Annotated in this window: 25 protein-coding genes and 1 riboswitch; of the genes, 16 read left to right on the top strand and 9 right to left on the bottom strand. The window is 64.6% G+C overall.

Annotated features, from left to right (window positions below; all coding sequences use genetic code 11):
- Positions 1-28 precede the first annotated feature (28 nt).
- A riboswitch (FMN riboswitch) is annotated at positions 29-188 on the bottom strand.
- Between the two features lie 91 nt (positions 189-279).
- Positions 280-1,176, bottom strand: coding sequence for an MIP/aquaporin family protein (locus QEG70_RS05875; RefSeq protein ID WP_308719794.1), 897 nt, complete (start codon positions 1,174-1,176; stop codon positions 280-282).
- A 291-nt stretch (positions 1,177-1,467) separates the two neighbouring features.
- Here QEG70_RS05875 and QEG70_RS05880 point away from each other — a divergent pair, with 291 nt between their 5' ends.
- Positions 1,468-3,255 (top strand): hypothetical protein, encoded by a 1,788-nt coding sequence (locus QEG70_RS05880; RefSeq protein WP_308719795.1) that lies wholly within the window; start codon positions 1,468-1,470, stop codon positions 3,253-3,255.
- Here the strand turns inward: QEG70_RS05880 and QEG70_RS05885 are convergent.
- A complete protein-coding gene (locus QEG70_RS05885; RefSeq protein WP_308719796.1) occupies positions 3,227-3,784 on the bottom strand; it encodes a hypothetical protein in 558 nt (185 codons plus the stop codon). The two genes, QEG70_RS05880 and QEG70_RS05885, sit on opposite strands and share 29 nt — an antisense overlap.
- 268 nt (positions 3,785-4,052) lie before the next feature.
- Between QEG70_RS05885 and QEG70_RS05890 the strand changes: the two genes are divergently transcribed.
- Entirely contained in the window at positions 4,053-4,280 is a 228-nt protein-coding gene (locus QEG70_RS05890) for a DUF3126 family protein (protein ID WP_110568538.1), read from the top strand.
- Positions 4,281-4,377: 97 nt separating this feature from the next.
- Here the strand turns inward: QEG70_RS05890 and QEG70_RS05895 are convergent, their stop codons facing one another.
- Positions 4,378-5,004 carry a DUF2939 domain-containing protein gene (locus QEG70_RS05895; protein ID WP_308719797.1) on the bottom strand — a complete coding sequence of 209 codons (627 nt, stop codon included), beginning with the start codon at positions 5,002-5,004 and terminating at the stop codon, positions 4,378-4,380.
- Between the two features lie 197 nt (positions 5,005-5,201).
- Here QEG70_RS05895 and QEG70_RS05900 point away from each other — a divergent pair, with 197 nt between their 5' ends.
- Genes QEG70_RS05900 through pyk form a run of 4 tightly spaced genes read left to right on the top strand, consistent with a single transcriptional unit; the run spans position 5,202 to position 8,876 of the window.
- Positions 5,202-6,026 (top strand): HesA/MoeB/ThiF family protein, encoded by an 825-nt coding sequence (locus tag QEG70_RS05900; RefSeq protein WP_308719798.1) that lies wholly within the window; start codon positions 5,202-5,204, stop codon positions 6,024-6,026.
- Complete coding sequence (locus QEG70_RS05905; protein ID WP_308719799.1) at positions 6,023-6,409, top strand: DsrE family protein; 387 nt, start codon at positions 6,023-6,025, stop codon at positions 6,407-6,409. Before QEG70_RS05900 ends, QEG70_RS05905 begins: the two co-directional genes overlap by 4 nt.
- Before the next feature lie 15 nt (positions 6,410-6,424).
- Positions 6,425-7,408 (top strand): SH3 domain-containing protein, encoded by a 984-nt coding sequence (locus tag QEG70_RS05910; RefSeq protein WP_308719800.1) that lies wholly within the window; start codon positions 6,425-6,427, stop codon positions 7,406-7,408.
- A gap of 28 nt (positions 7,409-7,436) precedes the next feature.
- Complete coding sequence (gene pyk / locus QEG70_RS05915; RefSeq protein WP_308719801.1) at positions 7,437-8,876, top strand: pyruvate kinase; 1,440 nt, start codon at positions 7,437-7,439, stop codon at positions 8,874-8,876.
- Positions 8,877-8,982: 106 nt separating this feature from the next.
- Here the strand turns inward: pyk and QEG70_RS05920 are convergent, their stop codons facing one another.
- Positions 8,983-9,885 carry a prephenate dehydrogenase/arogenate dehydrogenase family protein gene (locus QEG70_RS05920; protein WP_308719802.1) on the bottom strand — a complete coding sequence of 301 codons (903 nt, stop codon included), beginning with the start codon at positions 9,883-9,885 and terminating at the stop codon, positions 8,983-8,985.
- A 44-nt stretch (positions 9,886-9,929) separates the two neighbouring features.
- Positions 9,930-10,997: a lysylphosphatidylglycerol synthase domain-containing protein gene (locus QEG70_RS05925; protein ID WP_308719803.1), complete on the bottom strand. Its 1,068-nt coding sequence runs from the start codon at positions 10,995-10,997 to the stop codon at positions 9,930-9,932.
- A 192-nt stretch (positions 10,998-11,189) separates the two neighbouring features.
- On the opposite strand from QEG70_RS05925, the gene hpnA reads away from it, so the two are divergent.
- The 9 genes from hpnA (at position 11,190) to QEG70_RS05970 (ending at position 21,469) form a co-directional block, all read left to right on the top strand.
- Complete coding sequence (gene hpnA, locus QEG70_RS05930) at positions 11,190-12,185, top strand: hopanoid-associated sugar epimerase (protein WP_078525480.1); 996 nt, start codon at positions 11,190-11,192, stop codon at positions 12,183-12,185.
- Between the two features lie 10 nt (positions 12,186-12,195).
- Complete coding sequence (locus QEG70_RS05935; RefSeq protein ID WP_308719804.1) at positions 12,196-13,428, top strand: glycosyltransferase; 1,233 nt, start codon at positions 12,196-12,198, stop codon at positions 13,426-13,428.
- The gene (gene hpnC / locus QEG70_RS05940; RefSeq protein ID WP_308719805.1) at positions 13,425-14,288 is read left to right on the top strand and encodes a squalene synthase HpnC; all 864 of its coding nucleotides are present in this window, start codon (positions 13,425-13,427) and stop codon (positions 14,286-14,288) included. Before QEG70_RS05935 ends, hpnC begins: the two co-directional genes overlap by 4 nt.
- Positions 14,289-14,373: 85 nt before the next feature.
- A complete protein-coding gene (gene hpnD / locus QEG70_RS05945; protein ID WP_308719806.1) occupies positions 14,374-15,255 on the top strand; it encodes a presqualene diphosphate synthase HpnD in 882 nt (293 codons plus the stop codon).
- Between the two features lie 4 nt (positions 15,256-15,259).
- Positions 15,260-16,573, top strand: a complete 1,314-nt coding sequence (gene hpnE, locus QEG70_RS05950) for a hydroxysqualene dehydroxylase HpnE (protein WP_308719807.1) — start codon at positions 15,260-15,262, stop codon at positions 16,571-16,573.
- A 267-nt stretch (positions 16,574-16,840) separates the two neighbouring features.
- Positions 16,841-17,521 carry a phosphorylase family protein gene (locus QEG70_RS05955; RefSeq protein ID WP_308719808.1) on the top strand — a complete coding sequence of 227 codons (681 nt, stop codon included), beginning with the start codon at positions 16,841-16,843 and terminating at the stop codon, positions 17,519-17,521.
- Between the two features lie 26 nt (positions 17,522-17,547).
- Positions 17,548-17,754: a hypothetical protein gene (locus QEG70_RS05960; protein ID WP_308719809.1), complete on the top strand. Its 207-nt coding sequence runs from the start codon at positions 17,548-17,550 to the stop codon at positions 17,752-17,754.
- 92 nt (positions 17,755-17,846) lie between these two features.
- Positions 17,847-19,061, top strand: a complete 1,215-nt coding sequence (locus QEG70_RS05965; RefSeq protein WP_308719810.1) for an acetate/propionate family kinase — start codon at positions 17,847-17,849, stop codon at positions 19,059-19,061.
- A 38-nt stretch (positions 19,062-19,099) separates the two neighbouring features.
- Complete coding sequence (locus QEG70_RS05970) at positions 19,100-21,469, top strand: phosphoketolase family protein (RefSeq protein ID WP_308719811.1); 2,370 nt, start codon at positions 19,100-19,102, stop codon at positions 21,467-21,469.
- Between the two features lie 176 nt (positions 21,470-21,645).
- Here the strand turns inward: QEG70_RS05970 and QEG70_RS05975 are convergent, their stop codons facing one another.
- From QEG70_RS05975 to QEG70_RS05990, 4 genes are all read right to left on the bottom strand, one after another.
- Entirely contained in the window at positions 21,646-22,389 is a 744-nt protein-coding gene (locus QEG70_RS05975) for an amino acid ABC transporter ATP-binding protein (protein WP_308719812.1), read from the bottom strand.
- Positions 22,379-23,947, bottom strand: a complete 1,569-nt coding sequence (locus QEG70_RS05980) for an ABC transporter substrate-binding protein/permease (RefSeq protein WP_308719813.1) — start codon at positions 23,945-23,947, stop codon at positions 22,379-22,381. The genes QEG70_RS05975 and QEG70_RS05980 overlap by 11 nt, the downstream gene beginning before the upstream one ends.
- Positions 23,948-23,997: 50 nt before the next feature.
- Complete coding sequence (locus QEG70_RS05985; protein ID WP_308719814.1) at positions 23,998-24,978, bottom strand: LysR family transcriptional regulator; 981 nt, start codon at positions 24,976-24,978, stop codon at positions 23,998-24,000.
- Between the two features lie 375 nt (positions 24,979-25,353).
- Positions 25,354-25,545, bottom strand: coding sequence for a hypothetical protein (locus tag QEG70_RS05990; protein WP_308719815.1), 192 nt, complete (start codon positions 25,543-25,545; stop codon positions 25,354-25,356).
- Between QEG70_RS05990 and QEG70_RS05995 the strand changes: the two genes are divergently transcribed.
- Complete coding sequence (locus QEG70_RS05995) at positions 25,544-26,302, top strand: class II aldolase/adducin family protein (protein WP_308719816.1); 759 nt, start codon at positions 25,544-25,546, stop codon at positions 26,300-26,302. The genes QEG70_RS05990 and QEG70_RS05995 overlap by 2 nt on opposite strands.
- Positions 26,303-26,423 lie beyond the last annotated feature (121 nt).

A 26,423-nucleotide genomic window follows, 5' to 3' on the forward strand; every position in this document is an offset into this window, starting at 1 on the left:
CTTCCATGCGGGAAAGCAGGGCCATAGTTTCCGTTCTCTCTCATCCGGACTGTAACCGTCGGTTCCGGAGTTGCACCGGATCTGCTTGACCCCGCCCGCTTTCGCGGCCGGGCGCTCGCGGACTTATGGTCCTGCATGCAGGACCAATTACCGCCGGTGGGGAATTTCGCCCCGCCCTGAGAACGCCTGATAAACCGGGGCGACGCCCCGATTCGTATTCAGTGACACCAATAGTGGGAACAATTTACGCCGATTGCAACCCATCCCCCATGCGGGGAACTATAATGTGTCCTGTCCATGGTCAGGCCTGTGGCGGCCGGGATGGAACAGCGAGGGGATGCGGCCATGATGGCCGAAATTGACCAGCCGCGCCTCTTCCACCTCGATGCGGCCAAGCAGGCGCGAGCGGATGATGGCGATGGCCAGCGCCGCCCCCATGAATGGCCCGAGTGCATAGATCCAGAAAGACTGCCACTGTCCTGCAACCAGCGCCGGGCCAAAGCTGCGCGCAAGGTTGGAACTGTTGCCCGACAGCCAGGCCGAAATGGGGTTGCACGCCAGGAAAAACAGCCCGCCCGCCCACGGCGTGAGCCATTTCAGCGTGGGGTGGGCGGCAAGGGCGCAGATCATCAGCACCAGCAGCACGGTCAGCACCAGTTCCGTCACCAGTGGCCACAGCACCGATACATGCGGGAAGGGAATGGTGGCGGCATAGGCCGAGGCCTGCGCCATCTGCCCCCATACCGGCAGGACATGGCCCAGCCCCGCGAGCAGTGCCGTGGCCAGGCAGGCGCCGGTCATCTGGGCGGCGATGTAGCCGCACAGGTCGATCACGCCCAGCCGGCCCGCAAGGCTGAACGCCAGCGAGACCGAGGGGCTGACATGCGCCCCGCTCACCCGCCCGAACGGCGTGAACGCCGCCACCGTGCCCGACAGGCCAAAGAACAGCCCGCACAAAGCGGTCTGCACCAGCGGGTGGGGTGCCAGGGCGCGGCCGATGGGCGTATAGGGCGTGGTCAGCACCGTAACCGACACGATCCCGCAGAGCATGAGCACCGTTGTCGCCACCATCTCGCATGCATACAGCTTCCAGTGCAGCGGATGGTCGGGGTGGGGTGCGCCGGCAAGGGGCCGGTCCTCCTGCGGTGGGGAGCCGGTCTGCCGGGGTGCGGTCATGTCGTGTTACTCCCTTCGTGGCACATGTAGAGGCCTTGAATTAAAGCAGGGAATGGTGTGGAATAAAGGAAATCATGCGAATATAAGCCGTGCATGAGAATAGTTAATGCATAGCAGTTGAATGTTTTTTCTATAATAAGATGCGCCATCCCTCCTGTATCCCCTCAGGCATCAGGTGTGGATAAGGGTTTTATCAATCATATGTTCAGGGGCAGACGCGCCAGGCTGATGGATTGCTGTTGGAAAGAAGGCCGCTGTTCGTGTCGGGCCGACAGGGCGGGCAGGCCCCGCATGGTGCTTGGCGGGCTGATGGCCGTGCTTGGCGGTATCGCGGCCCCTGTCGCCGCCCGGGCCGATGACATGGCCGAAATCCGCGCCATCCATGCCGAGATGCAGCGCCTTGAGGCCAAGGTGCAGCAGCTTGAGGCCCGTCATGGCATGGCAGCGGGCAACGCCCATGTGCTGGCGGGGCGCACGCTGCGCTCGGGCCCGCGCTCGAATGCCAGCAGCACGTCGGTCACCAACCCGTCGGGCCAGATCTCGGCCATGCCCGACCTGTCACGGCTGACCATCGGCGGCCCCGCCCTGTCGGATGACGCGCAGGCGGCGGCAGCGGCTGAAAACACCATGACCGAATCCATCGTGCCCAGCCAGCCCAAGCTCGACCTTGATTCCTCCAGCCCGCTGGCCATTACCCAGACCGGGGTGGACAGCCTGCCCCCCATCTTCCGCATTGGCGGGGTTTCGGTCAGGCTTGGCGGCTTCATCGATTTCTCGAACATCTATCGCAGCAAGAACCTGACCAGCGGCCCGGCCACAAGCTGGGGCAGCTTTCCCTATGCCAACAGCCCCAACGCCCATACCGGCGAGTACCGTCCCTCCGCCCAGCTGACCCGCCTGAGCGTGCTGCTGCAGGGCTCGCCCACCAAGGACGAGACGCTGTCAGGCTATATCGAGACCGATTTTGGCGGGGCCGCGGGCACCGCCAACAGCTACCAGACCAACAGCTACACGCCGCGTATCCGCCAGGCGTACATGACCTACAGCAACACCAAATGGGGCTTCCATGTGCTGGCGGGGCAGGCATGGAGCCTGACCACGGGCTATACGCAGGGCCTGCTGTCGCGCCATGAGCAGCTACCGCCGGTGGTCGATAACAACCAGATCCCCGGCATCGTGTTCACCCGCGTGCCACAGATCCGCTTCATCAAGGATTTCGGGCGCAAGTGGTGGCTCGGGCTTTCGCTTGAGGCGCCGCAGGTGGCCTATGCGGCATCAGGCAGCGCGGGCGACCACCCGATGATGACCGGCACGGATGATGACACCCTCGCCTCATCGGGCACCACGCTGCTCTATAACAATGCGGGCTCGGGCATGCTCAACCCCAATGCCAAATACAGCATGGACGTGGCCCCTGACATCGTGCTCAAGGGCGCGCTCGACACCAAGCCCGCCCATTACGAGGTTTACGGCCTCGCGCGCTGGTTCAAGGCGATGGGGCAGGCGCCTGGCGGCCCGATCCGCGAGCATGTGTCCTTTGCCGGTGGCGTGGGCGGCGACGTGACGGTGCATGTCATTCCACGCTACCTGCAGTTTACCGGCAACGTGCTGGCAGGCGAGGGGATTGGCCGCTATGGCCCCGCCATGCTGCCTGATGCCACCTTCAAGGCCAATGGCTCGCCCGCCCCCATCCCCGAGATTATCGGCAGCATGGGGCTGATCGGCCACCCGACCTCAAACCTGCTGGTCTATCTGTATGGCGGCGTGGAGAGCGCGGGCAGGCGGACCTATACCGGCAGCGATGGCTATGAATACGGCTATGGCGTGAACGACCTGGCGCTGAGCAGTTGCAACGTGGAGCTGATTACCGGCGGCAGTTGCGATGCCCAGACCCACACCATTGCCGACCTGACCGTGGGCGGCTGGTGGCATGTGCTGCAAGGTGGCTATGGCGCGGTCATGACCGGCGTGCAGTACACCTACCTGCGCAAATTCGCCTATAAGGGCGGTGATGGGGCAAGCCCCACCACGGGCGGCAACACCATTTACGTCACGTTCCGCTATCTGCCTTTCCAGTAGTCGCGCTGGTGGCTGAAAGGGCGGCCTGGCAGTCGGCGGCCTGACGGGTGAGGTGGATGTCATGCACGTCGCTGACCGCGCGGATGCTGCTCGCGCGCCAGTGTGCGGTCATGCCATGGGGCGTGCACAAGGCGCCCGCGCCAAGCAGCGGCCCGTTGCCCGGATCAACCACCGCCAGCACGGCGCGCGGGTTGCGCGGCAGGGCCAGGCGCAGGGCCGTGCGCAGGCGTGCCGCTGTCTGGTCATCGGTGTGGGTGATCAGTTCGGGCACCAGCTCGATCCAGCCCGACCAGCCCGCGGTCACGGCGCGGCGCAGTTGTGGCCAGGCCTTGTGCTCATCAAGCGTTTTTATGGTGGCGTCCGCCCCGTCTTCATGCAGCTCGCGGGCAAGGGCGCGTGCGCTCAGGCCCATTCCGGCCTCGGTGGGGGCACCTGCGGGGGGCAGGCTTGCGGCAAGTGCTGTCAGCCCAATGGTGGGGGCGAGCAAGGCGACAAGCAGCATCAGCCGGGGAAAAGTGCTTGGGCGCATTGTCTTTGTTCTCCCTTCTTACTGGTGTTGCGTTATGGTGAGGAAACACCGCAATCGTGGCGCGCGCGGGGCATGGATGGGGAAAATCATGGGCACGCCGGTTGCAGGGGTGGGCACATGTGCTTATAGCCTGCGGCCATGCCCGCCTGTGTCACGGGGCAGCCGCGCGATCCTGACCGGACCTGCCACGCGCGTTGACCAAAGGGGCGGACAAGGCCCTGCATTGTTGTTTCTGGCGGGTCTCGCCATTGTGGAGAACAGACGTTTCATGGGTGCCATGTCCTCTTCCGAACTTTCGCGTCTTCAGGTCTGCCTGCGCCGTCTGCTGGGCTCGCCGGGGCTTACCGTCAATGCGCCGCCGCGTGCCGGGCTGTCGGTTGAACTCGCGGTCAATGGCGAAGTGGTGGGCACCGTCCATCGCGATGAAGACGAGGGCGAAGTGTCCTACGCCATCCACATGACCGTGCTGGAAGAAGACCTCCCCCCCGCAAAGTAAGCGCCGGAAATACCAAGAAGTTTTTGGTGAAGCTTTTTTCAGGAAGCTTCAGCAACCCTGGCCCGTCATTGCGGCCCTGGCGTGCGGCCTGACCGGCCTAGGGCTGCGTCAGCGGTGCGGGCACGGGGCCTGCCGATGCCTCGACAAGTGGCGGGGCAGGGTGCGTGGGCAGGTCGATTCGGTGGATTTTCCACTGAAAGGCATGAATGCGCATCTGCAGCCGCAGCGGGGTCTCGTTTTCATGGCCGGGCATGAGAACGCTCGCCTCGAACACGCCCGGATGGGTGAAATGCGCATGCACGCGCCACAGCAGGCCCAGCATCGTGCCCGCTGTTGCGGGCTGCTGCTCATGCGGCATCAGGTGATCGACCAGCATGCCCAGCTTGTCGGGGCGCACTTCCTCGTCAATCGCGTTGGATGCGGCGGATGAGGCGAAGGATGACCCGAAGGCCGGCAGTTCATCATCGGCCACGGGCGGCCCGATCAGGTCATCGACCACCTGTGTCTTGAGTCCGTTGCGCACCGATTCCCATTTGAGGCAGGTGTTGAGGCTGCCCATGTCATGGGTGCGGATGGCCGATGTGATGGACCATAATGTAAAAAAGGGTGACGCCGCGTACAGCGTGGTGGCGGCGGCCAGCGTGCCCGCGCATACCCACCGCGCCTGCTGGCGGCGCAGGGTGGACAGGTTGGCGGGAATTTCCATGCGGGAAAGATAAGACATTGATTTATACTCCCCCAAAATGGTTTCACCTTGCCCTTGAGCTTATACTGCAAACATATCGGGCATGCATTGGTTTCATGATTGCGTGACATAATTTTCACGTAATCGTGATCGAAAGCCTGTCTCTCCCGGCTGCGCCGGGGTGGGGCAGGGTGTATCCGCCATGGGTGCGGCAACGGGCGGGGCAGGAGAGAGGAATGAATTTTTCCGACGAAGAGATCCAGCGCTACGCGCGCCACATCCTCCTGCCCGAGGTGGGCGGCACGGGGCAGGAAGCGTTGAAAAACGCCAGTGTTCTGGTCATTGGCGCGGGCGGGCTGGGCTCGCCCGTGGCCCTTTACCTGGCTGCGGCAGGCGTGGGCCGCATCGGGCTGGTCGATGATGACGTGGTGGAACTGTCGAACCTGCAACGTCAGATCGCGCATGTGACCGACCGGGTCGGCCAGCCCAAGGTCGAGTCGGCAGCATGCGCCATGCGCGCGATCAATCCGGGAACACAGGTGGATTGTCATAACGTGCGGCTCGCGGCTGACAACGCCCGCGCCTTGGTGCGCGGTTACGACCTGGTGTGCGATGGCAGCGACAATTTTGCCACTCGCTACCTCGTGGCCGATGCCTGCGCGCTGGAAGGGCGCACGCTCATTTCCGCCGCCGTGCTGCGTTTTGAGGGGCAGCTTTCCACCTTCCGCCCTGGCGGGCCGTGCTATCGCTGCCTCTACCCTGCCGCCCCGCCCGCGGGCACCGTGCCGTCATGCGCCGAGGCAGGCGTGTTCGGCGCCGTGACCGGGGTCATGGGCACGCTTCAGGCCACCGAGGCGCTGAAGGAAATCCTCGGTATTGGCGAGAGCCTGTCCGGTCGCCTGCTGGTATGGGATGCGCTGGCCATGCGCTTTCACACCATCACCCTGCCGCCCGATCCTGCCTGCGCCCTGTGTGGCGCGCACCCCACCATTCATGACCTCTCGGCCCATCATTCTCCGGCACCCGCTTTGTGCAGCGTGCCCGAGGGGGCTGCACCATGATGCGCGATGACGGGGCGCTGGCCATCCTGCTCTATGATGGCGCCTATGCCCGTGCCCATTACGCCTTTGTGGTGGCGGCAGGCGCGCTGGCCATTGGCCGCCCGGTCACCCTCTTTGCGGCGGGGCGGGGCGTGCATGCGCTGGCGCGCGACTGGCGCGGCCTGCATGATGCGGCGGATGATGCGGGCGTGCGCGCGCGGGGGGTCGCGGGCATGGACACGCTGCGCGAAGCCGTGATGGAACTTGATGCGACGCTCATGGTGTGCGAGGCCGCGCTGAAGCTGTGCGATCTTGCGCCCGGGTTGCTGCTCGATGGCGTGCAGGTGGCCGGTATTCCCACCTTTCTCGAAGCCGCCCGGGGGCGGCAGATCATAACCCTTTAAGGATTGAAGAACACGATGGCGCAGTGCGTGCGGCATGAATTCCTTGCGCGGGCGGCCAGCAGCTCCCCGTCGCGTGGCACCCGGCGGTGGGGGTATCTGGCGGCCTGCGTGGCCGTTCTGGCCATTGAGGCGGGGCCGGTACGGGCCGCGATGGCGGCGGGCCACCATCACGCCCACGCGGCGACGGACAAGGCTGCCAGCAGTCTTGGCCATGCCCATGTGCATGGTGCCAAGGCCGCAAAAACGGCGGAAAAAAAGGCTGAGAAAACCGCGCATGCGGCAGGCCACCATCACCATGCGGCAGCGGTGGCCGCCGGTGTGGGGGCAGGCGCCGTGGCAGGAGCAGGGGTTGCGGCCAGTGCCGCCCATCCGCCCGCCGCCCCGCCGCCCGCAGCCGCGCCTGATGCATCAGCACTCGCGCCTGTTGACAACACCAAGGGCAGCGTGACCGGCCTGCCCCTGCCGCGCTTTGCCGCCTTCCGCGCCGATGAGGTCAACCTGCGCACCGGGCCGGGGCAGCGCTACCCCATTGACTGGGTGTACCACCGTCGGGGCCTGCCGGTAAAAATCGAGCGCGAGTTCGATGTGTGGCGCCTTGTCGAGGATTCGGACGGGCAGAAGGGCTGGGTCCATCAGGCAACCCTGGTGGGAACCCGCACGTTTGTCATACCGGGACTGCCCCCCCAGGGTGATGCCCAGCAGGCGGGCCAGCCCACCGCCAAGGAAACCGACGTGATTGGCCGGGCCGATACCCGCATCGTGGGCCATGTGATGGATGTGGCCGATGCGGCGGACATCAAGGGCGCGGTCATGCTGCATGCGGATGCCAACACGTCATCCGCCGTGGTGGCCGTGCTGCGCCCCGGCGTGGTGGGCACGCTGCGCCAGTGCCAGGAGGGCACGCCGTGGTGCAAGGTCTCGGTCAAGCAGTACAGTGGCTGGATCGAGCGCAGCGCCATGTGGGGGCTGTTGCCGCAGGAGGTCATAGCCCCCTCCTGAAAAATGACGTGAACAGGCGGAGAAAAAAATGCCGGATACACCCTATCGTGCCATGCGCCGGACCAAGATCGTCTCGACCCTCGGCCCGGCCACGACCGACCATGCCACAATCCGCGCGCTGGCCGTGGCGGGGGTGGATGTCTTCCGGCTCAATTTCTCCCACGGCACGCACGAGGATCACGCCGCCCGCCACGCGGTCATTCGGGATGTGGAGGCCGAGCTTGGCCGCCCCATCGGCATCCTGGCCGATGTGCAGGGCCCCAAGCTGCGGGTGGGCACTTTTGCCAATGGAAGGGTGCAGCTGACACCGGGCGCGCCCTTTCGGCTCGACCTCGACGGGGCGCCCGGCAACGAAACGCGCGTGAGCCTGCCCCACCCCGAAATCATCGCGGCAGCGCAGGAGGGCAGCACGCTGCTGCTTGATGATGGCAAGCTGGCGCTGCGCGTGTGCGAGCGTGGCCCCGACTTCCTCCTGACCGAAGTGGTGGTCGGCGGCCCGCTATCCGACCACAAGGGCGTGAACGTGCCCGATGTGGTGCTACCCATTCCCGCCCTGACCGACAAGGACCGGGTGGACATGGCCTTCGCACTTGATCTGGGCATTGAATATGTCGGCCTGTCGTTCGTGCAGCGGCCCGAGGATGTGCGTGAGGCCCGTGCGCTGGCCGATGGCCGGGCCTGGATCATGACCAAGCTCGAGAAGCCGCAGGCGATGGACAACCTGCACGAGATCATCACCCTGTCGGATGCGGTGATGGTGGCGCGTGGCGACCTTGGGGTGGAACTGCCGCCCGAGCGCGTGCCGCTGGCGCAAAAGCGCATCATCCGCATGGCCCGCCAGCTTGGCCGCCCCGTGGTGGTGGCGACCCAGATGCTCGAGAGCATGATCCACGCGCCTACCCCCACCCGCGCCGAAGCCTCCGACGTGGCGACGGCGGTGTTCGATGGTGCCGATGCGGTCATGCTCTCGGCCGAGACGGCGGTAGGCTCTTACCCGCGCGAGGCGGTGGCGATCATGGACCGCATCGTGCGCCGGGTTGAGGAGGATGAAGTCTGGCGCCGCCAGATGGAAACCTCCAGCCCCGAGCCGGACCACGCCATTGCGGGCGCGATTGCCGCGGCCACCCGGCAGGTGGCGGCCACGGTTGATGCCGCCGCCATCGTGGCCTTCACCCTGTCGGGCCGCACGGCGCTGCGCATTGCGCGCGAGCGGCCTTCCTGCCCCATTCTTGGCCTGGCCCCCAATGACGAGATTGCCCGCAGGCTGGCGGTGGCGTGGGGCGTGCAGGCGATCTCGGTCGGGCAGGAAACCCCGGTCCATACCGTCGAGAGCGTGGTGGACCAGGCGCTGGCCGTGGCAAAGGGCGATGGCTATGGCACGGCTGGCGATGCGGTGGTGATCGTGGCGGGGCTGCCTTTCGGGGTGGCGGGCAGCACCAATACGCTGCGCGTGGCTACGCTGACCTGAACAGAAGTTTTTGGGTGCCGCCTTTTTGAAAAAAGGCGGCGTCCTTTAGAAGCTTTTTGGAAAAAGCTTCACCAAAAACTTTTATCTTTTTATTATCAAAGGGTTTTCAGGCCTGCCGGTTCTCGATCAGGCTGCGGCGGATGGCGCGTCCGCGCTGGATGCGGCTGACAATCACATCCTCATTACCGGTGCGGATGGCCTGGCCCATGGCCTGCGCATCGGCAATGAAGCGGTCGAGCATGTCGAGCAGCGCCTCGCGGTTGTTCAGAAAGATGTCGCGCCACATCGTGGGGTCCGATGCCGCAATGCGCGTGAAGTCACGAAAGCCCGAGGCCGCGAAATCCAGCACTTCCGAGCGCGTTTCATCGGCCAGGTCATCCGCCGTGCCGCAAATGGTAAAGGCCAGCAGGTGCGGCAGGTGGCTGACAATGGCGCAGACCCGGTCATGGTGCTCCACCGTCATGTCGCGCACGCGGGCGCCCATCATCTCCCACAGGGTCGTGACGCGGGCGAGGGCTGATTCTGGCGTGCCCACGGGCGGCGTGAGCAGGCACCACCGGTCCTCGAACAGTGTGGCGAAACCGGCATCGGGGCCGGAGAACTCCGTGCCCGCCATCGGGTGCGCGGGCACAAAGGCAATATCGGGATAGGCCGCCAGCAGAGGGGCCATGGCCTCCATCACCGTCACCTTGACCGAGCCGACCTCACTAAGGATCGCGCCCTTTTTCATGGCGGGCAGCACCTGGGCCGCCACCATGGCGATCGCGCCCACCGGCACGCAGATGATCACGCAATCCGCATCACGCACGGCTGCTGCCGGGTCGGCCTCGACTGCATCGGCAATGCCTAGCTCCACCACGCGGGCACGCACGGCAGGGCTGATGTCGCACGCAACCAGCCTGCGCGCGATGCGCCGGTCCTCATGCGCGCGGCGCAGGATGGAGGAGCCAATCAGGCCGGGGCCGATAATGACCAGCGTATCGAACAGGGGGGCGGGCTTGTCCGTCATGGGGCGGTCTGTCTGGCTATGGGGTGTGACAAAAGGGGGCGCGGTCAGTCCTGCGGGGGCTTGGCAGGCTCGCGCGCGGGCACGGTGGCGGTGGCTTCTTCCGGCTGCGCGGGGGCCTTGTGGCGCAGGGCGCGCATTTCCATGGCCTGCCACAACAGCAGCATGGGAATGCCGATGACCAGTTCCCGCCCGCGCCGCAGCAGCGACAGGCCGAGCGAGATGGAAGGTGCAATGCCAAAGGCCGAGCCAAGGGTGATGTAGGCCGCCTCCTGCACGCCAAGGCCCGCGGGCACGAGGAACGAGACGGACATGATGCCACATGCAACGCCCTCGATCGCAACCGCGCCCCCAAAGCTCAGATGTGCGCCGAGGAAGTAGTAGGCCACCCAGATCGTGGCGGCACTGCCCAGCCAGCCCACGTAATGCAGCAGCGCGCCCTCCATGATGCGGCGCGGATGCGACCAGATGGCGTCGAAACGCTCCTGTATGCTGTCAGCGCTGCTCAGCATCGCGTCCTGCCACTGGGCGGCCATGTTGTGGCCGAGCATTTTGCCCGCGCGCTTGAGCAGGTCGCCACCCCGGCGCTGGGTATAGACAAAGCCTGCAATGCCCATGGTCAGCAGCACGAGGCCGATGATGACCGGGCGCGCGAACGGGCTGGACTGCTGGTGGGCCACGAGGCACAGCACGGCGGTCAGGATGAACAGGATCTGGCCCATCACCTCGGTGGTGATGTCGACAAGGTTGGCGCAGGCCGCCTCGCTGCCATCGACCGGGCGGCCCTTGCCGCGCCGCGCGAACAGGTCGCTCGAGCAGGTGGCGCGGATGCCCAGCACCATGCCGCCAAGCTGCGAAAACGGCAGGCACGACGCGGCGGCATCGCGGATCATGCGCGACACCACCAGTTGCACGAAGGGAATGTCCCGGCAAGCCGCGTGCCAGGCAAGACCCAGTATTGCGTCGACTGCAAGCTGTGCCACCACGGTCGCCATGAACCCGACTGCCCCGATGGAGACGATGGCCTTCATCACCGATCCGGCCCCGAACCAGGCGGTGCAGCCAGTCAGCAGGGCCAGGCCGAGGAGGGCCAGCAGGATTGTGAGCTTTCTCAAAAAAGATCCGTCTTGGTCTGTTGGCGTCAGGACACCGGGAAAATTGATGCCGCCGTGGCTGGTTTTGCCTGACTTACACTACAGCAGGGTCTGGCGCCACCGGGAGGTGTCGGGATAAATGGAACGCCCGCCGGTTGCGAGTCCGTATCGCAATCGTGAATTCTGTCCCCTGACGGAGTGATCGTTCAGACCATGACTGCCCCAACCCTTGTAACCGGTGCGACCGGTTTTGTCGGCTCGGCCGTTGCCCGCAATCTGGTGGAGCGTGGCCACACGCTCAGGCTCATGGTGCGCAAAGGCAGCGACCTGACCAACCTGCGCGATCTGCCCGCCGAGCTGGTGGAAGGCGATCTATCCACCCCCGAAAGCTTTGATGCGGCCGTGAAGGGGTGCCGCTACGTGTTCCATGTCGCGGCGGATTACCGGCTGTGGGTGCCCGACCCGGTGCCGATGATGGTGGCCAACGTGGAGGGCACGCGTAGCCTGATGCTGGCGGCGCAGAAGGCGGGGGTCGAGCGGATCGTGTACTGCTCCTCGGTCGCGGCGCTGGGGCTGATTGGCGATGGCACCATCTCCGATGAGGAAACGCCGGTGCATGAACATGGCGTGATCGGCATCTACAAGCGCTCCAAATACCGCGCCGAGCAGGAAGTGCTGCGCCTGGTGCATGAGCGCGCGCTGCCTGCCGTGATCGTGAACCCCTCCACGCCCGTCGGCCCGCGCGACATCAAGCCCACGCCCACCGGGCAGATGATTCTCGACTGCGCGGCGGGCCGCATGCCCGCCTATGTCGATACTGGCGTGAACATCGTACATGTGGATGATGTGGCCGAGGGCCATGCCCTCGCACTCGAGCGCGGGCGCATTGGTGAGAAATACATCCTGGGCGGGCAGAACTACCTGCTGCGCGACCTGTTCGCCATGACTGCCGAGATCGCGGGCGTGGCGCCGCCGCGCATCAGCCTGCCGCAGGCGGTGATCTGGCCGGTGGCGGTGGCGAGTGAATGGCTGTCGCGTGCCTTTGGCATTGCGCCCCGCGTCACGCGCGAGATGCTGGCCATGTCGCACAAGAAGATGTTCTTCTCGTCGGACAAGGCGATCCGTGAACTCGGCTACGCCCCGCGCCCCGCGCGTGAGGCAGTGACGGACGCGATCGACTGGTTCCGCCAGCACGGCATGCTGGATTGAGCAGCCTGTCATGCTTGTGCTTCCCCTTTCCATTCTGACACTTGTCATCTGGCTCGGGCTTATTTTCTGTCATGGCCGCTTCTGGCAGGCGGGGCCGGTGCTTGCTCCCGTTTCAGGCCAGCAGCTTGATGCCGCTACCTGCCCCGATGTGTGCGTGGTGGTGCCCGCGCGTGACGAGGCGGCATCGGTCGCGGCGTGCATCGGCTCGCTGCTGGCACAGGATTATCCCGGCACGCTTCGCGTCGTGCTGGTTGATGACAACAGCACCGATGGCACCGGGCGGCTGGCGCGCGCGGTGCCCGACCCGCACCGGCGGCTGAGCGTGGTGACCGGCAAGGCGCGGCCTGCAGGGTGGAGCGGCAAGCTGTGGGCCGTGGCCCAGGGTGTGGCGCGCGCGCGTGAACTCGCCCCTGATTCCAGCGGTTTCGTGCTGCTGACCGATGCCGACATCACCCACGACCCGCGCCATGTCTCGACCCTGGTGGCCAAGGCGCAGGCAGATGGGCTCGATCAGGTATCGGAGATGGTGGAGCTCAACTGCGCCAGCCCCGCCGAGCGCATGCTGGTGCCGGCCTTCGTTTTCTTTTTTGCCCTGCTCTATCCGTTTGCCAGCGTGAACAACCCGCGCAGCAGGGTGGCGGGGGCAGCAGGCGGCACGGTGCTGGTGCGCTGGAGCGCTTTGGCGCGCATTGGCGGCATCGAGAGCCTGCGCGGCGCGCTGATCGATGACTGCACGCTGGCCGCCCACGTCAAGCATAGCGGGGGGCGGATCTATCTGGGCCATAGCTGCCTGGCGCGCTCCATCCGGCCCTATCCGCACCCGTCCGACATCTGGCGCATGGTGGCGCGCACGGCCTATGTGCAGCTTGGCTATTCGCCGCTCCTGCTCGTGGGCACCGTGCTGGGCATGGTGCTGGTATGGATGCTGCCGCTCCAGCTTGCGCTGTTCACCCACGGGCTGCCCTGCGCGCTTGGCGCGGGCGCATGGGTGCTGTCCATGGCATCCTACACGCCCACGCTGCGCCGGTTTGGCCAGTCACCTGCCTGGGCGGTGTTGCTGCCGGTCATTGCGGGGTTCTATACGCTGGCCACCATCGGCTCGGCGCTCGACCACCATCGGGGGCGGGGCGTGGTCTGGAAAAGTCGCGCCTATACCGAACCCGATGGCGCGATCTCGACACATATGCGCGGCGAGGGTACTGCTACGGTAATGAACCGCACCATGGGGGATGACGTAGGGTGAACACGGATGAGCAGGATGTATGGGGCAGCGCGGATGTCTCGTCGGGCAAGGATGCCGGGGATGAAAACTTTCCCGTAGGTTCCCTGCTGATCAGCCGCAGGCTGCGCCCGCATGTGCATGCCTATTATGATTTCGCCCGCGTGATCGATGATATCGTCGATACCGACCAGCTTGATGCACCCGCCAAGATCGCCCGCCTCGACGCGATGGAGGAGGTGGTGCTCGGCAAGCGCCTCGCCCCCCACCGCGCTGATGCCCAGACGGCGGTGCGCATGGGCCAGACGCTGCGCGAGACAGGCGTGCCCGCCACCACGGCGACCGACCTGATCGTGGCGTTCCGGCAGGATGCGGTGAAGAACCGCTACGATTCGTGGGAGGAACTGGAGGAATACTGCCGCTATTCCGCCAACCCCGTGGGTCGCTTCCTGCTTGAACTGCATGGTGAGGATGCGGGCACGTTCGGCCCGTCGGATGCGCTGTGCACGGCGTTGCAGGTGCTCAACCACCTGCAGGACTGCGCCGATGACCTGCGCAATCTCGACCGTTGCTACCTGCCGCGCCCGTGGCTTGCGCAGGCGGGGGCCAGCATTGATGACCTGCGTGGCCGCCACGCCAGCCCCGGCCTGCGCCGGGTGTTCAACCAGTTGCTTGACCGGGTGGATGAACTCAACCGCCGCGCCTCCCTGCTGCCCGGCCTGATCCGTGATAGGCGCATGCGCATGGAGGCGGCCGTGATCGTGGGGCTGTCAAAGCGGCTGGCCACGCGGCTGCGCGGGGAAGACCCGGTGGCGGGCCGGGTCAAGCTGTCACGCGGGGATGTGCTCGCAGCCCTTGCGGGGGCGGTGCGAACGCTGGTCTGATCAGGCGTGATTTTGTCCTTGGGGGTGATTGCCGCTAAGAACAGGCGCAACTGTTAATTCGTAAAAGTGAACGGAACACGCGGGAATGGGTTTTTTGCGCGCGCGGCATGATGAGGCGCCGGTATTGGGCTGTGATGCTGCCGACCTCGCCGAGGTCGAGCAGATCGTGGTGCGGTCGGGCACGTCCTTTGGCAAGGGCATGCGTATCCTGCCGCCCGACCGGCGATATGGCATGTATGCCGTCTATGCCTTCTGCCGCCTTGTCGATGACGTGGCCGATGACGAGGGCGAGGCGGAGGACAAGAGCCGCAGGCTCGAGGAATGGCGCGCCCGCATAGCCCGGCTCTACGGCGGTGAGGCGCGCGATGGCATCGACCGCGTGCTCATGGCCACCATCCGCCGTTTCGACCTGCGCCAGCAGGACTTCAATGACGTGATCGACGGCATGGAGATGGATGCGCGCGGTCCCGTCGTCGCCCCCGACGAGGCGACATTCGACCAGTATTGCGACCGCGTGGCCTCCGCCGTGGGGCGGCTTTCGGTGCGGGTGTTTGGCGATTCCTCGCCCGCGGCCGACCAGGTGGCCTATCATCTGGGCCGCGCGTTGCAGATCACCAACATCCTGCGCGACGTGGCCGAGGATGCCCGCCTTGGCCGCCTCTACCTGCCGCGTGACCTGCTTGAGCGTTTTGACATCACGCCAAAGCCATCGGCGGTGGTGCATGCCTCCCGGCTCGAGCAGGTGGGGCGCATTCTGGCGGCGCGTGCGCATGACCATTTCCGTGCGGCGGCAGCCGCCATGGCGCAGTGCGACCGCACGGCCATGCGGCCCGCGCGGCTGATGGGGGCGACCTATGCCGCCATTCTTGGCGCGCAGGAGCGGCAGGGCTGGGGTACGCCAGAAAAGCGCGTGTCGCTCTCACGTCCGCGCAAGGTGCTGATCGCGCTGCGCGCGCTGGCGGGCTGAGGCCATGGCGGGGCATGTCCATATCATTGGCGGGGGCCTTGCCGGCCTGTCCGCCGCAGTCGAACTGGCGGGTGGCAGCGAGCAGGTCACGGTGTACGAGGCCGGACCTGCCTGTGGCGGGCGGGCGCGCTCGTATCATGACCGGCATCTCGACTGCCGCATCGACAATGGCAACCACCTGCTGCTGTCGGGCAACCCGGCGGTTTACCGCTATCTGGGCCTGATCGGGGCGCAGGATACGCTGGTGGGGCCGAAGCACCCGGTCTTTCCGTTCATTGACCTGGCCGACCGGCTGCGCTGGACGCTTGGCCTCTCGCGTGGGCGGGTGCCGCTATGGGTGCTGTCAAAGCGCAGGCGCGTGCCGGGCATGCGGCTGGCCGAACTGCGTGGCCTGCTGGCGCTGATGGAGGCCACGCCCGACATGGTGGTGGCGGACTGCCTGCCTGCGGGCAGCCTCTCGCGCCGCCTGCTCGAGCCATTCGCCATATCGGTGCTCAACACCATGCCCGATACCGGCAGCGCCGCCCTGCTTGGCGCCGTGGTGAAGGAAAGCCTGGCCCGTGGCGGGCGCAACTGCCTGCCGCGTTTCCCCGCCATTGGCCTTTCGGAAAGTTTTGTGGACCCCGCCCTTGCCCATCTGGCCGTGCTCAGGGCGCGGGTGCGCACGGGCAGCCGGGTCAGCGGGGTGGAATTCACTCGCGGCGGCCCGGTTACGGCGCTGCTGCTGGGTGCGGAACGCATTGAAATCAGCCCCGATGATACGGTCATCATGGCCGTGCCCGCCCCGGTGGCCTCCGGCCTGCTGGCGGACCTGCCGGGGTTTGGTGCGCCGGACGCGTTCGAGGCGATCCTGAACGTGCATTTCCTGCTGCCGCAGGCCCCGGTGCTGACCGGTGGGCTGGCGCAGGCGCATTTTATCGGGGTTGTGGGGGGCATCAGTGAGTGGGTGTTTGCCAAGGACCGCATCCTGTCGGTCACGGTCAGCGCCGCCAACCGCTATGCCGACCGTGATCTGGATGAACTGGCCCCGCTGATCTGGAACGAGGTGCGCGCCGCCATCGATCCGGCGGCCACGGCGCCGCTGCCGGTGGCCATGCCGCCGCTGCGCATCGTGCGGGAAAAGCGGGCCACCTTTGCCGCAACGCCCGCGCAGGATCGCCTGCGCCCCGGCACGCACACCATGGTGCCCAACCTGTTGCTGGCAGGGGACTGGACCGCCACGGGCCTGCCCGCCACCATCGAGGGCGCGATCCGCTCGGGCGCTGCGGCAGCGCGCGCGGTGCATGCCCGCAAGGGCACGCCGGGCCGACCGGGATGAGGCGCGATATATGTGCGACCGGCCTGCGCCGCCCGCACGCGGGCCGCGACGTATAATGGCCATGACGGCCAGGGCGGTGTTGTCCCTCTTTCCCGCACGGAGCGGGGGAAAGAGGGGCGGCCATCTTACGGCACGATTGGCTTCAGCCGGGTGTTGGTGTGATCAGGGTTTGTGGTCGTGTCGTGTACTGCCGGGGCAGGTCGCGCGTCGCGTGCAGGCTGGCTGGGCCGACCATGGCTTGTGATAATGGCAGGGAGATCCATCAATATGTCCGGTAGCGCAGCAGTTTCTCCGTTTTCCCGGTTGGGCATCGTGGTGGGCATGGAGGCGGAAGCCGCCCTCATCCGTCCCTTCCTGCCCCATGCCCGTTTTGGCCTGAGTGGCGCGACCCTGTCTGGCGCGCGGCAGGCGGTGCTTGACCTGCTTGAGGGCGGTGTGGACGCGCTGCTCTCCTTCGGGCTGGCGGCGGGGCTTGACCCGGCGCTTCAGCCCGGTGCCGTGGTCGTGCCGCATAACGTGCTGGTCAATGGCGAGCGCCTGCCCGTGGCCCCCGCGCTGCTGGCATGGCTGGGGAGCGAACGGGCGGATGTGGTGGGCGGTGACCTGCTGCATAGCGATGTGATCGTGACCGCTGCCGCCCGCAAGATGGCGCTGTACCGGGAGACGGGCTGCGTGGCGCTGGACATGGAAAGCGGCGTGGTGGCGGAAATGGCCGCTGCCCGCAAGGTGCCCTTCGCCGTGTTGCGCGTGGTGTGCGACCCCGCGGACCGCACCCTGCCGCCTGCCGCCGTGGTGGCGCTGCGGCCTGATGGCAGCCTTGCGGTGGGTGCACTGGCCCGCAGCATCATGTGCAACCCGTTCCAGATTCCGGCCCTGATCCAGGTGGGGCGTGATGCGGGGCTTGCGCGCACGGCGGCCAAGGCCGTTCTGTCCCGGCGCTTTGGCTGACACGGCCTGCCGGGAAAAAGTTTTTGGTGAAGCTTTTTTCAAAAAGCTTTGAAGAATGCAGCCTTTTTGAAAACAGGCTGCACCCGGAAACTTTTATGGCCTTTTATCCGGCGTCTTTCCCTGATTCTGCTTCGGTCAGGAAAAACTTTTACCTTCCTTGGCCATTGGGCCTCCTGCGTGGCGCGCAGGCGCCATGTGGCGCGATGGCTGTTCTCGTGCCTGCTTTGGGTTAGGCTGGGTGCGGCCAATTGATTCGCATCAATGTCAGGCCCGGCAGATAGGCGTGACATGCTGCCGGTTCTTGGCAAGCAGCAGGGAGAGAGGCATGACACGGGCGGTGCTCGCACTCAACGCAGGTTCATCCAGCCTGAAATTTGCCCTCTTCGCCATTGAAAAAGGCGAGACGGCGGCCGCACCAAGCCATCGCATCGCCTCGGGCGAGCTTGAGGGAATCGGCAGCCACCCCCATTTTGTCGCCCATGATGCGACCGGTCGCGTGCTGGTGGATGAAACATGGGCCCCCACCGCCGATGGCGCGAATCTCGACAAGGCCCATCTCGGTCCCATGGCCACCCTCATGGAATGGGTGGGCAAACAGCTTGGCAACGTGGACCTCATGGCCGTGGGGCACCGGGTGGTGCATGGCGGGCCTGACTTCATCGCCCCCGTGCGCATTACGCCCGATGTGCTGGCGCGGCTCGCGGCGCTGACGCCGTTTGCCCCCCTGCACCAGCCCGGCAGCCTCGCCCCCATCCGTGCGCTGCTGGCCCAATATCCCGACCTGCCGCAGGTGGCGTGTTTCGATACCGGCTTTCACCATACCTTGCCTGCCGTGGCGCAGGCGCAGGCCCTGCCGCGTGACTATGCGGCGCGCGGCGTGCGGCGCTACGGGTTTCATGGCCTGTCATATGAATATATCGCCTCCGCCCTGCGCGCGCGCGCGCCGCATCTGGCCAACGGGCGCACGCTTGTCGCCCATATTGGCAGCGGTGGCAGCCTGTGCGCGCTCCAGGCCGGGCGCAGCATTGACACCACCATGGGCTTTTCGGTGCTGGACGGGCTGGTCATGGGCACAAGGTGCGGGCATCTCGACCCCGGCGTGATCCTGTACATGCTCAAGGAAGAAGGGCTGGGGCCAGCCGAGATCGAGAACATCCTCTATCACCGCTCCGGCCTGCTCGGCGTATCCGGCGTTTCGGCCGATATGCGCGACCTGCACACCAAGGCGGGCGTCAGCGCCGAGGTGACACAGGCGCTCGACCTGTTTGTCTACCGCTTTGCCCAGCAGGCGGGTGGCATGATGGCGGCGCTGCAGGGGCTGGACGGGCTGGTGTTCACCGCAGGCATTGGCGAGCATGACGCCATCATCCGCGCTGCCGTATGCGCGCGGATGGGCTGGGCGGGCATCAAACTCGATGCGGCGGCCAATGCCGCGCACCACGAAATCATCAGCACGCCCGATAGCGCCGTGGAGGTGCGGGTGATCCCCACCGACGAGGAAACGACAATCCGCCGCCACGTGCTGATATGTCTGGGCTGAGCGCCGGGCAGGACTGGACCATTCTGGAAGGAACGGAAATGAGTGAAACCCCATCCGCAACCCCGCTTTCCACAGCGGATGTCGCGCTGTTCAACAAATGGTGGCACGCAGCCAACTACCTGTCGATTGCCCAGATCTACCTGCTGGCCAATCCGCTGCTGCGCGAGCCGCTCAAGCTCGAGCACACCAAGCCGCGCCTGCTGGGGCACTGGGGCACCACGCCGGGGCTGAACTTCCTGTACCTGCACCTCAACCGCATCATCCGCGAACAGGATCGCAGCATCCTGTTCGTGGCAGGCCCGGGCCACGGGGCGCCCGGCGTGGTGGCCAGCACCTACCTTGAAGGCACGTACAGCGAATACTTCCCCGAAGTGACGCAGGATGCGGACGGGCTGGCCCGGCTGGTCAAGCAGTTCTCCTTCCCCGGTGGCATTCCCAGTCACGCAGCGCCCACCACGCCGGGTTCGATCAACGAAGGCGGCGAACTGGGCTATTCGCTCTCGCACGCCTATGGCGCGGCGTTCGACAACCCCGATCTGGTCGTGGCCTGCGTGGTGGGCGATGGCGAGGCCGAGACCGGGCCGATGGCCACGTCATGGCACAGCAACAAGTTCCTTGACCCCAAGACCGATGGCGCGGTGCTGCCGATCCTGCACCTCAATGGCTACAAGATCGCCAACCCCACGGTGCTGGCCCGCATCTCGCCCGATGAACTGGTGAGCCTGTTCAAGGGCTACGGCTATGAGCCGATCGTGGTGGAAGGCCACGACCCGGACATCATGCACCAGAAGATGGCCGTGGCGATGGACACGGCCTTTGCGAAGATTGCCCAGATCCAGAAAGCCGCGCGCGAAAAGAACGACACCACGCGCCCGGCCTGGCCCATGATCATCATGCGCACCCCCAAGGGCTGGACCTGCCCCAAGACGGTGGACGGCCTGCGCACGGAGGGGTACTGGCGCGCCCATCAGGTGCCCATTACCGACATGACCAACCCCGCCCACCTCAAGCTGCTCGATGAATGGCTGCACAGCTACAAGCCGGAAGAGCTGTTTGACGAAAACGGCACCCTGATGCCCGAAATCGCAGCCCTTGCCCCCAAGGGCGAGCTGCGTATGAGTGCGAACCCGCACGCCAATGGCGGCCTGCTGCGCCGCGACCTGCGCCTGCCGGATGTGACGGATTATGCCGTAACGGTGGAATCGCCCGGTCATGCGCTGGGCGAGGGCACGCGCGTGCTGGGCACGTGGCTGCGCGATGTGATGAAGGAAAACCTGCCCGCGCGTAACTTCCGCGTGCTGGCGCCGGATGAAAACAACTCCAACCGCCTCAACGCGGTGCTGGACGTGACCAACCGCGCCTGGAATGCCGAGACCTTCGATTACGATGACCATCTGGGCGTTGATGGCCATGTGATGGAAATCCTGAGCGAGCATACCTGCCAGGGCTGGCTGGAAGGCTACCTGCTGACCGGGCGGCACGGCTTCCTGTCGTGTTATGAGGCGTTCATCCACATTGTGGATTCCATGGTCAACCAGCATGCCAAGTGGATCAAGCAGGCGGATGAGGTTGCATGGCGTGCGCCCATCGCATCGCTGAACTACCTGCTCACCTCGCATGTGTGGCGGCAGGACCATAACGGCTTCAGCCACCAGGACCCCGGCTTCATTGACCATGTGCTGAACAAGAAGGCCAAGACGGTGCGGGTGTTCCTGCCGCCTGATGCCAACACCCTGCTGTGCACGGCCAGGGCCTGCCTTGAAAGCCGCGACCGGGTGAACGTGATCGTGGCGGGCAAGCAGCCCGAGCCGCAATGGCTGGACATGGACTCCGCCATCGCGCACTGCGCCAAGGGCATTGGCATCTGGGAATGGGCCAGCAACGACAAGGGCGGCGAGCCCGATGTGGTCATGGCCTGCGCAGGCGACGTGCCGACCATCGAAACGCTGGCGGCCGTGCAGTTGCTCAACAAGCACCTGCCGGACCTCAAGATACGCGTCATCAACGTGGTGGACCTGCTTACGCTTGAATCGCGCAGCCAGCACCCTGACGGGCTGGAAGATTATGTGTTCGACAGCCTGTTCACCACCGACAAGCCGGTCATCTTCGCCTTCCACGGCTATCCGGCGCTGATCCACAAGCTGATCTACAAGCGCACCAACTGCCGCAACTTCCATGTGCATGGCTACCGCGAGGAAGGCTCCACCACCACGCCGTTCGACATGACGGTGCGCAACAACCTCGACCGCTTCCACTTGGTGCAGAACGTGATCCGTCGCGTGCCGGGCCTGGCCGAAAAGGCGGCCTACGCCAACGAGGCGATCAGCGACAAGCTGGTCGAGCACACGCGCTATGTGGCGCAGTATGGGCAGGACCTGCCCGAAATCAGGAACTGGCGCTGGTCATAAGACCTGTCCAGTCGTTATGGGAAAGGGAGCCGCAAGGCTCCTTTTTTCATGGGGCTTGAAAAGCCAATACGGGGAGAATTCCTGAATGATAAAAGTTTTTGGGTGCCGCCTTTTTTCAAAAAGGCGGCGTTCTTGAAAGCTTTTTGAAAAAAGCTTCACCAAAAACTTTTATTATTTCAGCCAATCATCTGGTTCAGGAAGTCCCGTGCCCGGGTTGTCTGCGGGTTGGTAAAGAACTGTTCGGGTGGCGTGATTTCCATGATCTGGCCCTGATCCATGAATACGATCCGATCGGCAACATGGCGCGCAAAGCGCATTTCATGCGTGACGCACAGCGTGGTGATGCCCTGTGCTGCAAGGTCGTTCATGATCGTGGCCACGCCGGACACGGCTTCGGGGTCGAGGGCGGCGGTCGGTTCGTCAAACAGCATGATCTCGGGCTGCATGCACAGCGCGCGCGCAATGGCCACGCGCTGCTGCTGCCCGCCAGAAAGCTGGATGGGGTATTTGCCCGCCTGCCCGGCAATATTGACCTGCTGCAAAAAGCGCATGGCCAGCGCTTCCGCCTGCGCGCGCGGCATTTTGCGCACAAGGCGCGGGGCCAGCGTGCAGTTGTCGAGCACGCAGAGATGCGGGAACAGGTTATAGTCCTGAAATACCAGCCCCACGAGGGCGCGCAGCCGGGTCAGGTCGGTCCTTGCGGTAATGGGCTGGCCATTGATGTGCAGCGAGCCGCTGTCATGGGATTCGATGCGGTTGAGGCAGCGGATCAGCGTTGACTTGCCCGAGCCCGATGGCCCGAGCACCACCACCTTCTCGCCGCGCTTCACGTCAAGGCTGATGCGGTCAAGGGCGATGAAATCCTTGTACAGCCTGCTCAGGTTGCGGATCGACAGCACGGTGTCTGGTTCAGGATGCATGCGTGCCTGCCCCGTACTGGTCAGCCCATGCAAAACGGCGCTCGACGCGTTTTTGCACCAGCAGGAAAAAGAAGACCATGGCCAGATAGTAAACCAGCGCCGCAGCATAATACTCGGTAAATTCAAATGTGCGCGCAACCTGAATCTGGGTAACCGCCAGCAGTTCCTGCACGGAAATGACAGAGGCCAGCGAGGTGGTCTTGAGCAGGCTGATGAACGCGTTGATGGTAGGCGGCAGGGCGATGCGCAGCGCCTGCGGAAAGATGACATGGCGATAGACCTGCCCGCGTGACAGGCCCAGCGCATCGCCTGCCAGCGCCTGGGCGGGGTCGATTGCCGCGAGTGCCGCGCGGTTGATTTCAACCTGATAGGCGGATTCATTGATTGAAAGCGCCAGCCATGTGGCCAGGAAGGGCGTGAACCATGCCTCGCGGAAAAACGGCAGGAACTGCGGCAGCGCGTTCCAGATGAACAGCAGTTGCAGCAGGGTCGGTGCGCCGCGAAAGAGGGCGACATACGCCGTGACCCCTGTTCTGAGCAAGGACTCCCGTCCGTTCAGCACCAGCGCCATGGGGATCGAGATGATGATGGCGGTCAGATGTGACAGTACGGCCACGGCCAGCGTGATGAAGGCCCCGCGCATGAAGGCGGCTGAAGTCAGGGCGCCAAAAAAAGTGCCCCAGCGAAAGGCCGGAGCGGGCGCGCTGCCGCCCAGTGCCTGCGTGGCATCGGGCGTTATGGCCCATTTTTGCGCAATCGCGGCCATCTGCCCGTTATCGCGCAGGATGGCAATGGCGTGTTCGAGCAGCGCCCTGTCATGCGCATCCTTGCGGATGTAAAGCGCGAAATGCCGGTATTCGGGGTAAGGGGGCGTAAAGATCACGCCCACCCTGCCGTGCAACTGTTCGCGCCGGTAGGCTAGTTCCACATCCTGACTGGCCAGCGCGAAGGCGCGCCCGATCAGCACCTGCTGCACCACCTCTTCCTCGGTGGGGTATTGCTGTATGATCATCGGTGCGTGGCCTGCCGCCACCAGCGCCGCGTTTTCCTGTGCCAGGCGCGCGCTGTAGCTGGTGCCGGCCTGCACGGCCACTTTCCGGCCCGACAGTTCCGCCATGCCGCCCAGCGGGCGGGTACCCGCGCGTGCCACGATGACCAGCGCCGTATCCTGATAGGCCACGGCATCAAAGTTGCGTTCACGTTGCGGCAGTTGGATGATGCCACTCGCCACCAGCCCGCAGCGTCCTGCCGCAAGGCTGGGGAACAGGCCGGTAAAATCCATGGTCGTGATGGCCAGCGTCACATGCCAGTAGGCCGCCAGAGCGTGGGCGATATCCATGTCGATGCCGTCCACCGCCTTCATGTCGGTGCCGTTTACGAATGTCATGGGGGGCAGGGTAGGGTTGGTGCAGACCGTCAGCGTGCCATCATGGATGAAGCCGGGCAGGCGCGGCGTATCCGCCCGTGCCAGGTTGCCGCCCGCCAGCATGCAGGCAAGGGCGGCTACGGCAATGCGGGCGGCGCACAGGCGTCTGAACCGTGCCATCAGAGACGTCATGCGGTGTGCTCCTCGCGCGCGGCGGGTGGGGGAATGAATGGGGGCTGCCTTCAGCAGGCCGCCTCCAGGATGGCGCGGAACGTCTCGTGCATGAGGTTTGTTTCGGGGTTGGGGCGGGCCAGGAAATAGAAACTGGTTTCAAGTTGCAGGCCGTCAAGCACGATGCGGCGCAGCAGCCCGTCATGTACAAGGGGCAGGGCAAAGGGTTCAGGCAGGAAGCCAAGGTAATTGCCTGACAGGATCAGCAGGGCGCGTGAATCAACATTTTCCGCCGCCGCCGCGAAGTTCAGGTGCGGGCGCAGCCTGTCCCACATGGGCGAGGTGGCGGCACCTGACACCGTAATCATGCGCTGCTCGGCCAGAATGGCGGGCGTGATCTCGCTTTCGGGCAGGTTGAACAGGGGGTGGCGCCTGCCGCAGAACAGGTGCAGTTGCTCATGAAACAGGGCGGTGGTCTGCACATCGGGCGCGTGGCGCGGGTTGAGGGTAATGCCGGCGCAGGCCTGCCCGTTCAGCACGGCAAATTCCACCTCCCGCGTTGAGGTGGAGCGGATATCCATGAACACCGCCGGGTAGCGGGTGGTAAAGGTTTCAATGGCGCGCACCAGCGCCGTTTCACCATGAATCTGGATATTGTCGGGCACGTAAAGGCAAAAGCGCCCCGTCAATGTGCCGCTGGCCTCGTTTATGCGTTGCTGGAAGTGCGTGATATCTGCAAACAGGGTCTCGGTTGCCTCCAGCACCAGGCGGCCTTCCGCCGTCAGGGCAAACCCGCTGCGCCCGCGCGTGCACAGCCGCAGGCCAAGCCGGTTTTCAAGGGCTGCGATGTCGATGCTGATGGAGGACTTGCTCTTGCCCAATGCCACTTCGGCTGCGGCAAAACCACCATGCTCGGCCACGGTGCGGAACACGCGCAACTGCCGCAAATCCACCTCGGCCACCTGCCCGTGAAACCCATCCGCCTTGCGGCGCGTGGCTGGAGCGCGCGGGGCAGCGGCCTTGGGGGGCAAGGGGGCAGGGTGTCGTGTCATGCAAAACCGATCCACCAAATATAAGGCATGAATGCACTGCTTTCCTGCAGGGGTGTTACTGCGTTGCGAAGCCTGTCTGGTCTGTTATCGTCATTATCCATAAACCGTAATGATTGGAGAGGAAAGCGTTTCCGCCTGTCATGAACTGGCAGTTATGAAAGAGTATATATATGGGGAAATTTAAATAATAAGAAATTTATTGGCGAATATTATGCAAAATAATTTATAAAAATGACAGTTTTTCAGGAAAAATAGTGGTTGAGAACGGTCTGTCTTCCCGCCGATATGTTAATTAAAAATGTGTTCACAAAAAGTTTTTGCAAAATATGAAACATTAACATATTGCAATGATAAAGTTTTTTGGTGAAGATTTTTTCAGCAAGCCTTCACAATATGCCCCGAAAAACCTTTCGTTTTCATCAGCAGCGTTTTCCAGGCGCGCCCTGCAATCTGGCTGAAGCTTACTTTAAGGAATTCATGTTTACGCGCGGCTGGCAGTAGGTAATCGTCGCGCCATGCCCCGGAAGGGGCAGCATGCCTGCACAGGAAGGAATATTCAGCAATCATGTCTTCCCTTTCGCCCGCGCCCGCAACGGCCCCGACCGAAAAGACCATGCGTGAGGATCTTGCTGCAGCGTACCGGCTCATGGCGCTGTTTGGCATGACCGACCTTGTCTATACCCATCTTTCGGTCCGGCTGCCGGGTCGCGCGCATGCCTATCTGGTCAATCCCTTCGGCTTCCTGTTCGAGGAGATTACCGCAAGCTCCCTGGTGGTGGTCGATGCCGATGGGCTGCCCCGGCAGGACACGTCATGGCCGATCAACCCGGCGGGGTTTGTCATCCATTCCGCCATCCATTGCAGCAGGCCCGATGCCGCCTGCGTCATGCACACGCACACGCTTGCGGGCATGGTGGTGGCGTCGCAGGAGCAGGGCATCCTGCCGCTGAACCAGATCAACATGGAGTTCTATGGCCGCGTTGGCTTCCACGCCTATGAGGGGATTGCCGCTGATGACAACCTGAGCGAACGCGAGCGCCTCGTGCGCGATCTGGGCACGCGCAATGCGCTGATCCTGCAAAACCATGGATTGCTCACCGTGGGCGGCACCATCGCGCAGGCGTTCTACCGCATGTACTACCTTGAGCAGTCCTGCCGCATCCAGATTGCGGCGCAGTCCACGGGCGTGAAGCTGCATATCCCCTCCGAGGCGCAGATCCTGCGCGCGCGGGGGCAGTTTGAGGATGACCCCGACGAAGGCCGCCTGATCTGGCAGGCGCTGCGGCGCAAGCTTGACCGCGAACAGCCCGATTACCGGGACTGACACCCCAGAAGGGCAGGCATGGGGTGGCGTTTGCCTGAAGCTTTATGTTTTGCCTGGTGCCGTGCGGAATGGTTTTGGGAAAGATGCGTTTGTAATACTTATAATGGCTGTATTTCATCAG

It is taken from the genome of Komagataeibacter xylinus (genome assembly GCF_031081985.1).
GTDB lineage: Bacteria > Pseudomonadota > Alphaproteobacteria > Acetobacterales > Acetobacteraceae > Komagataeibacter > Komagataeibacter xylinus_E.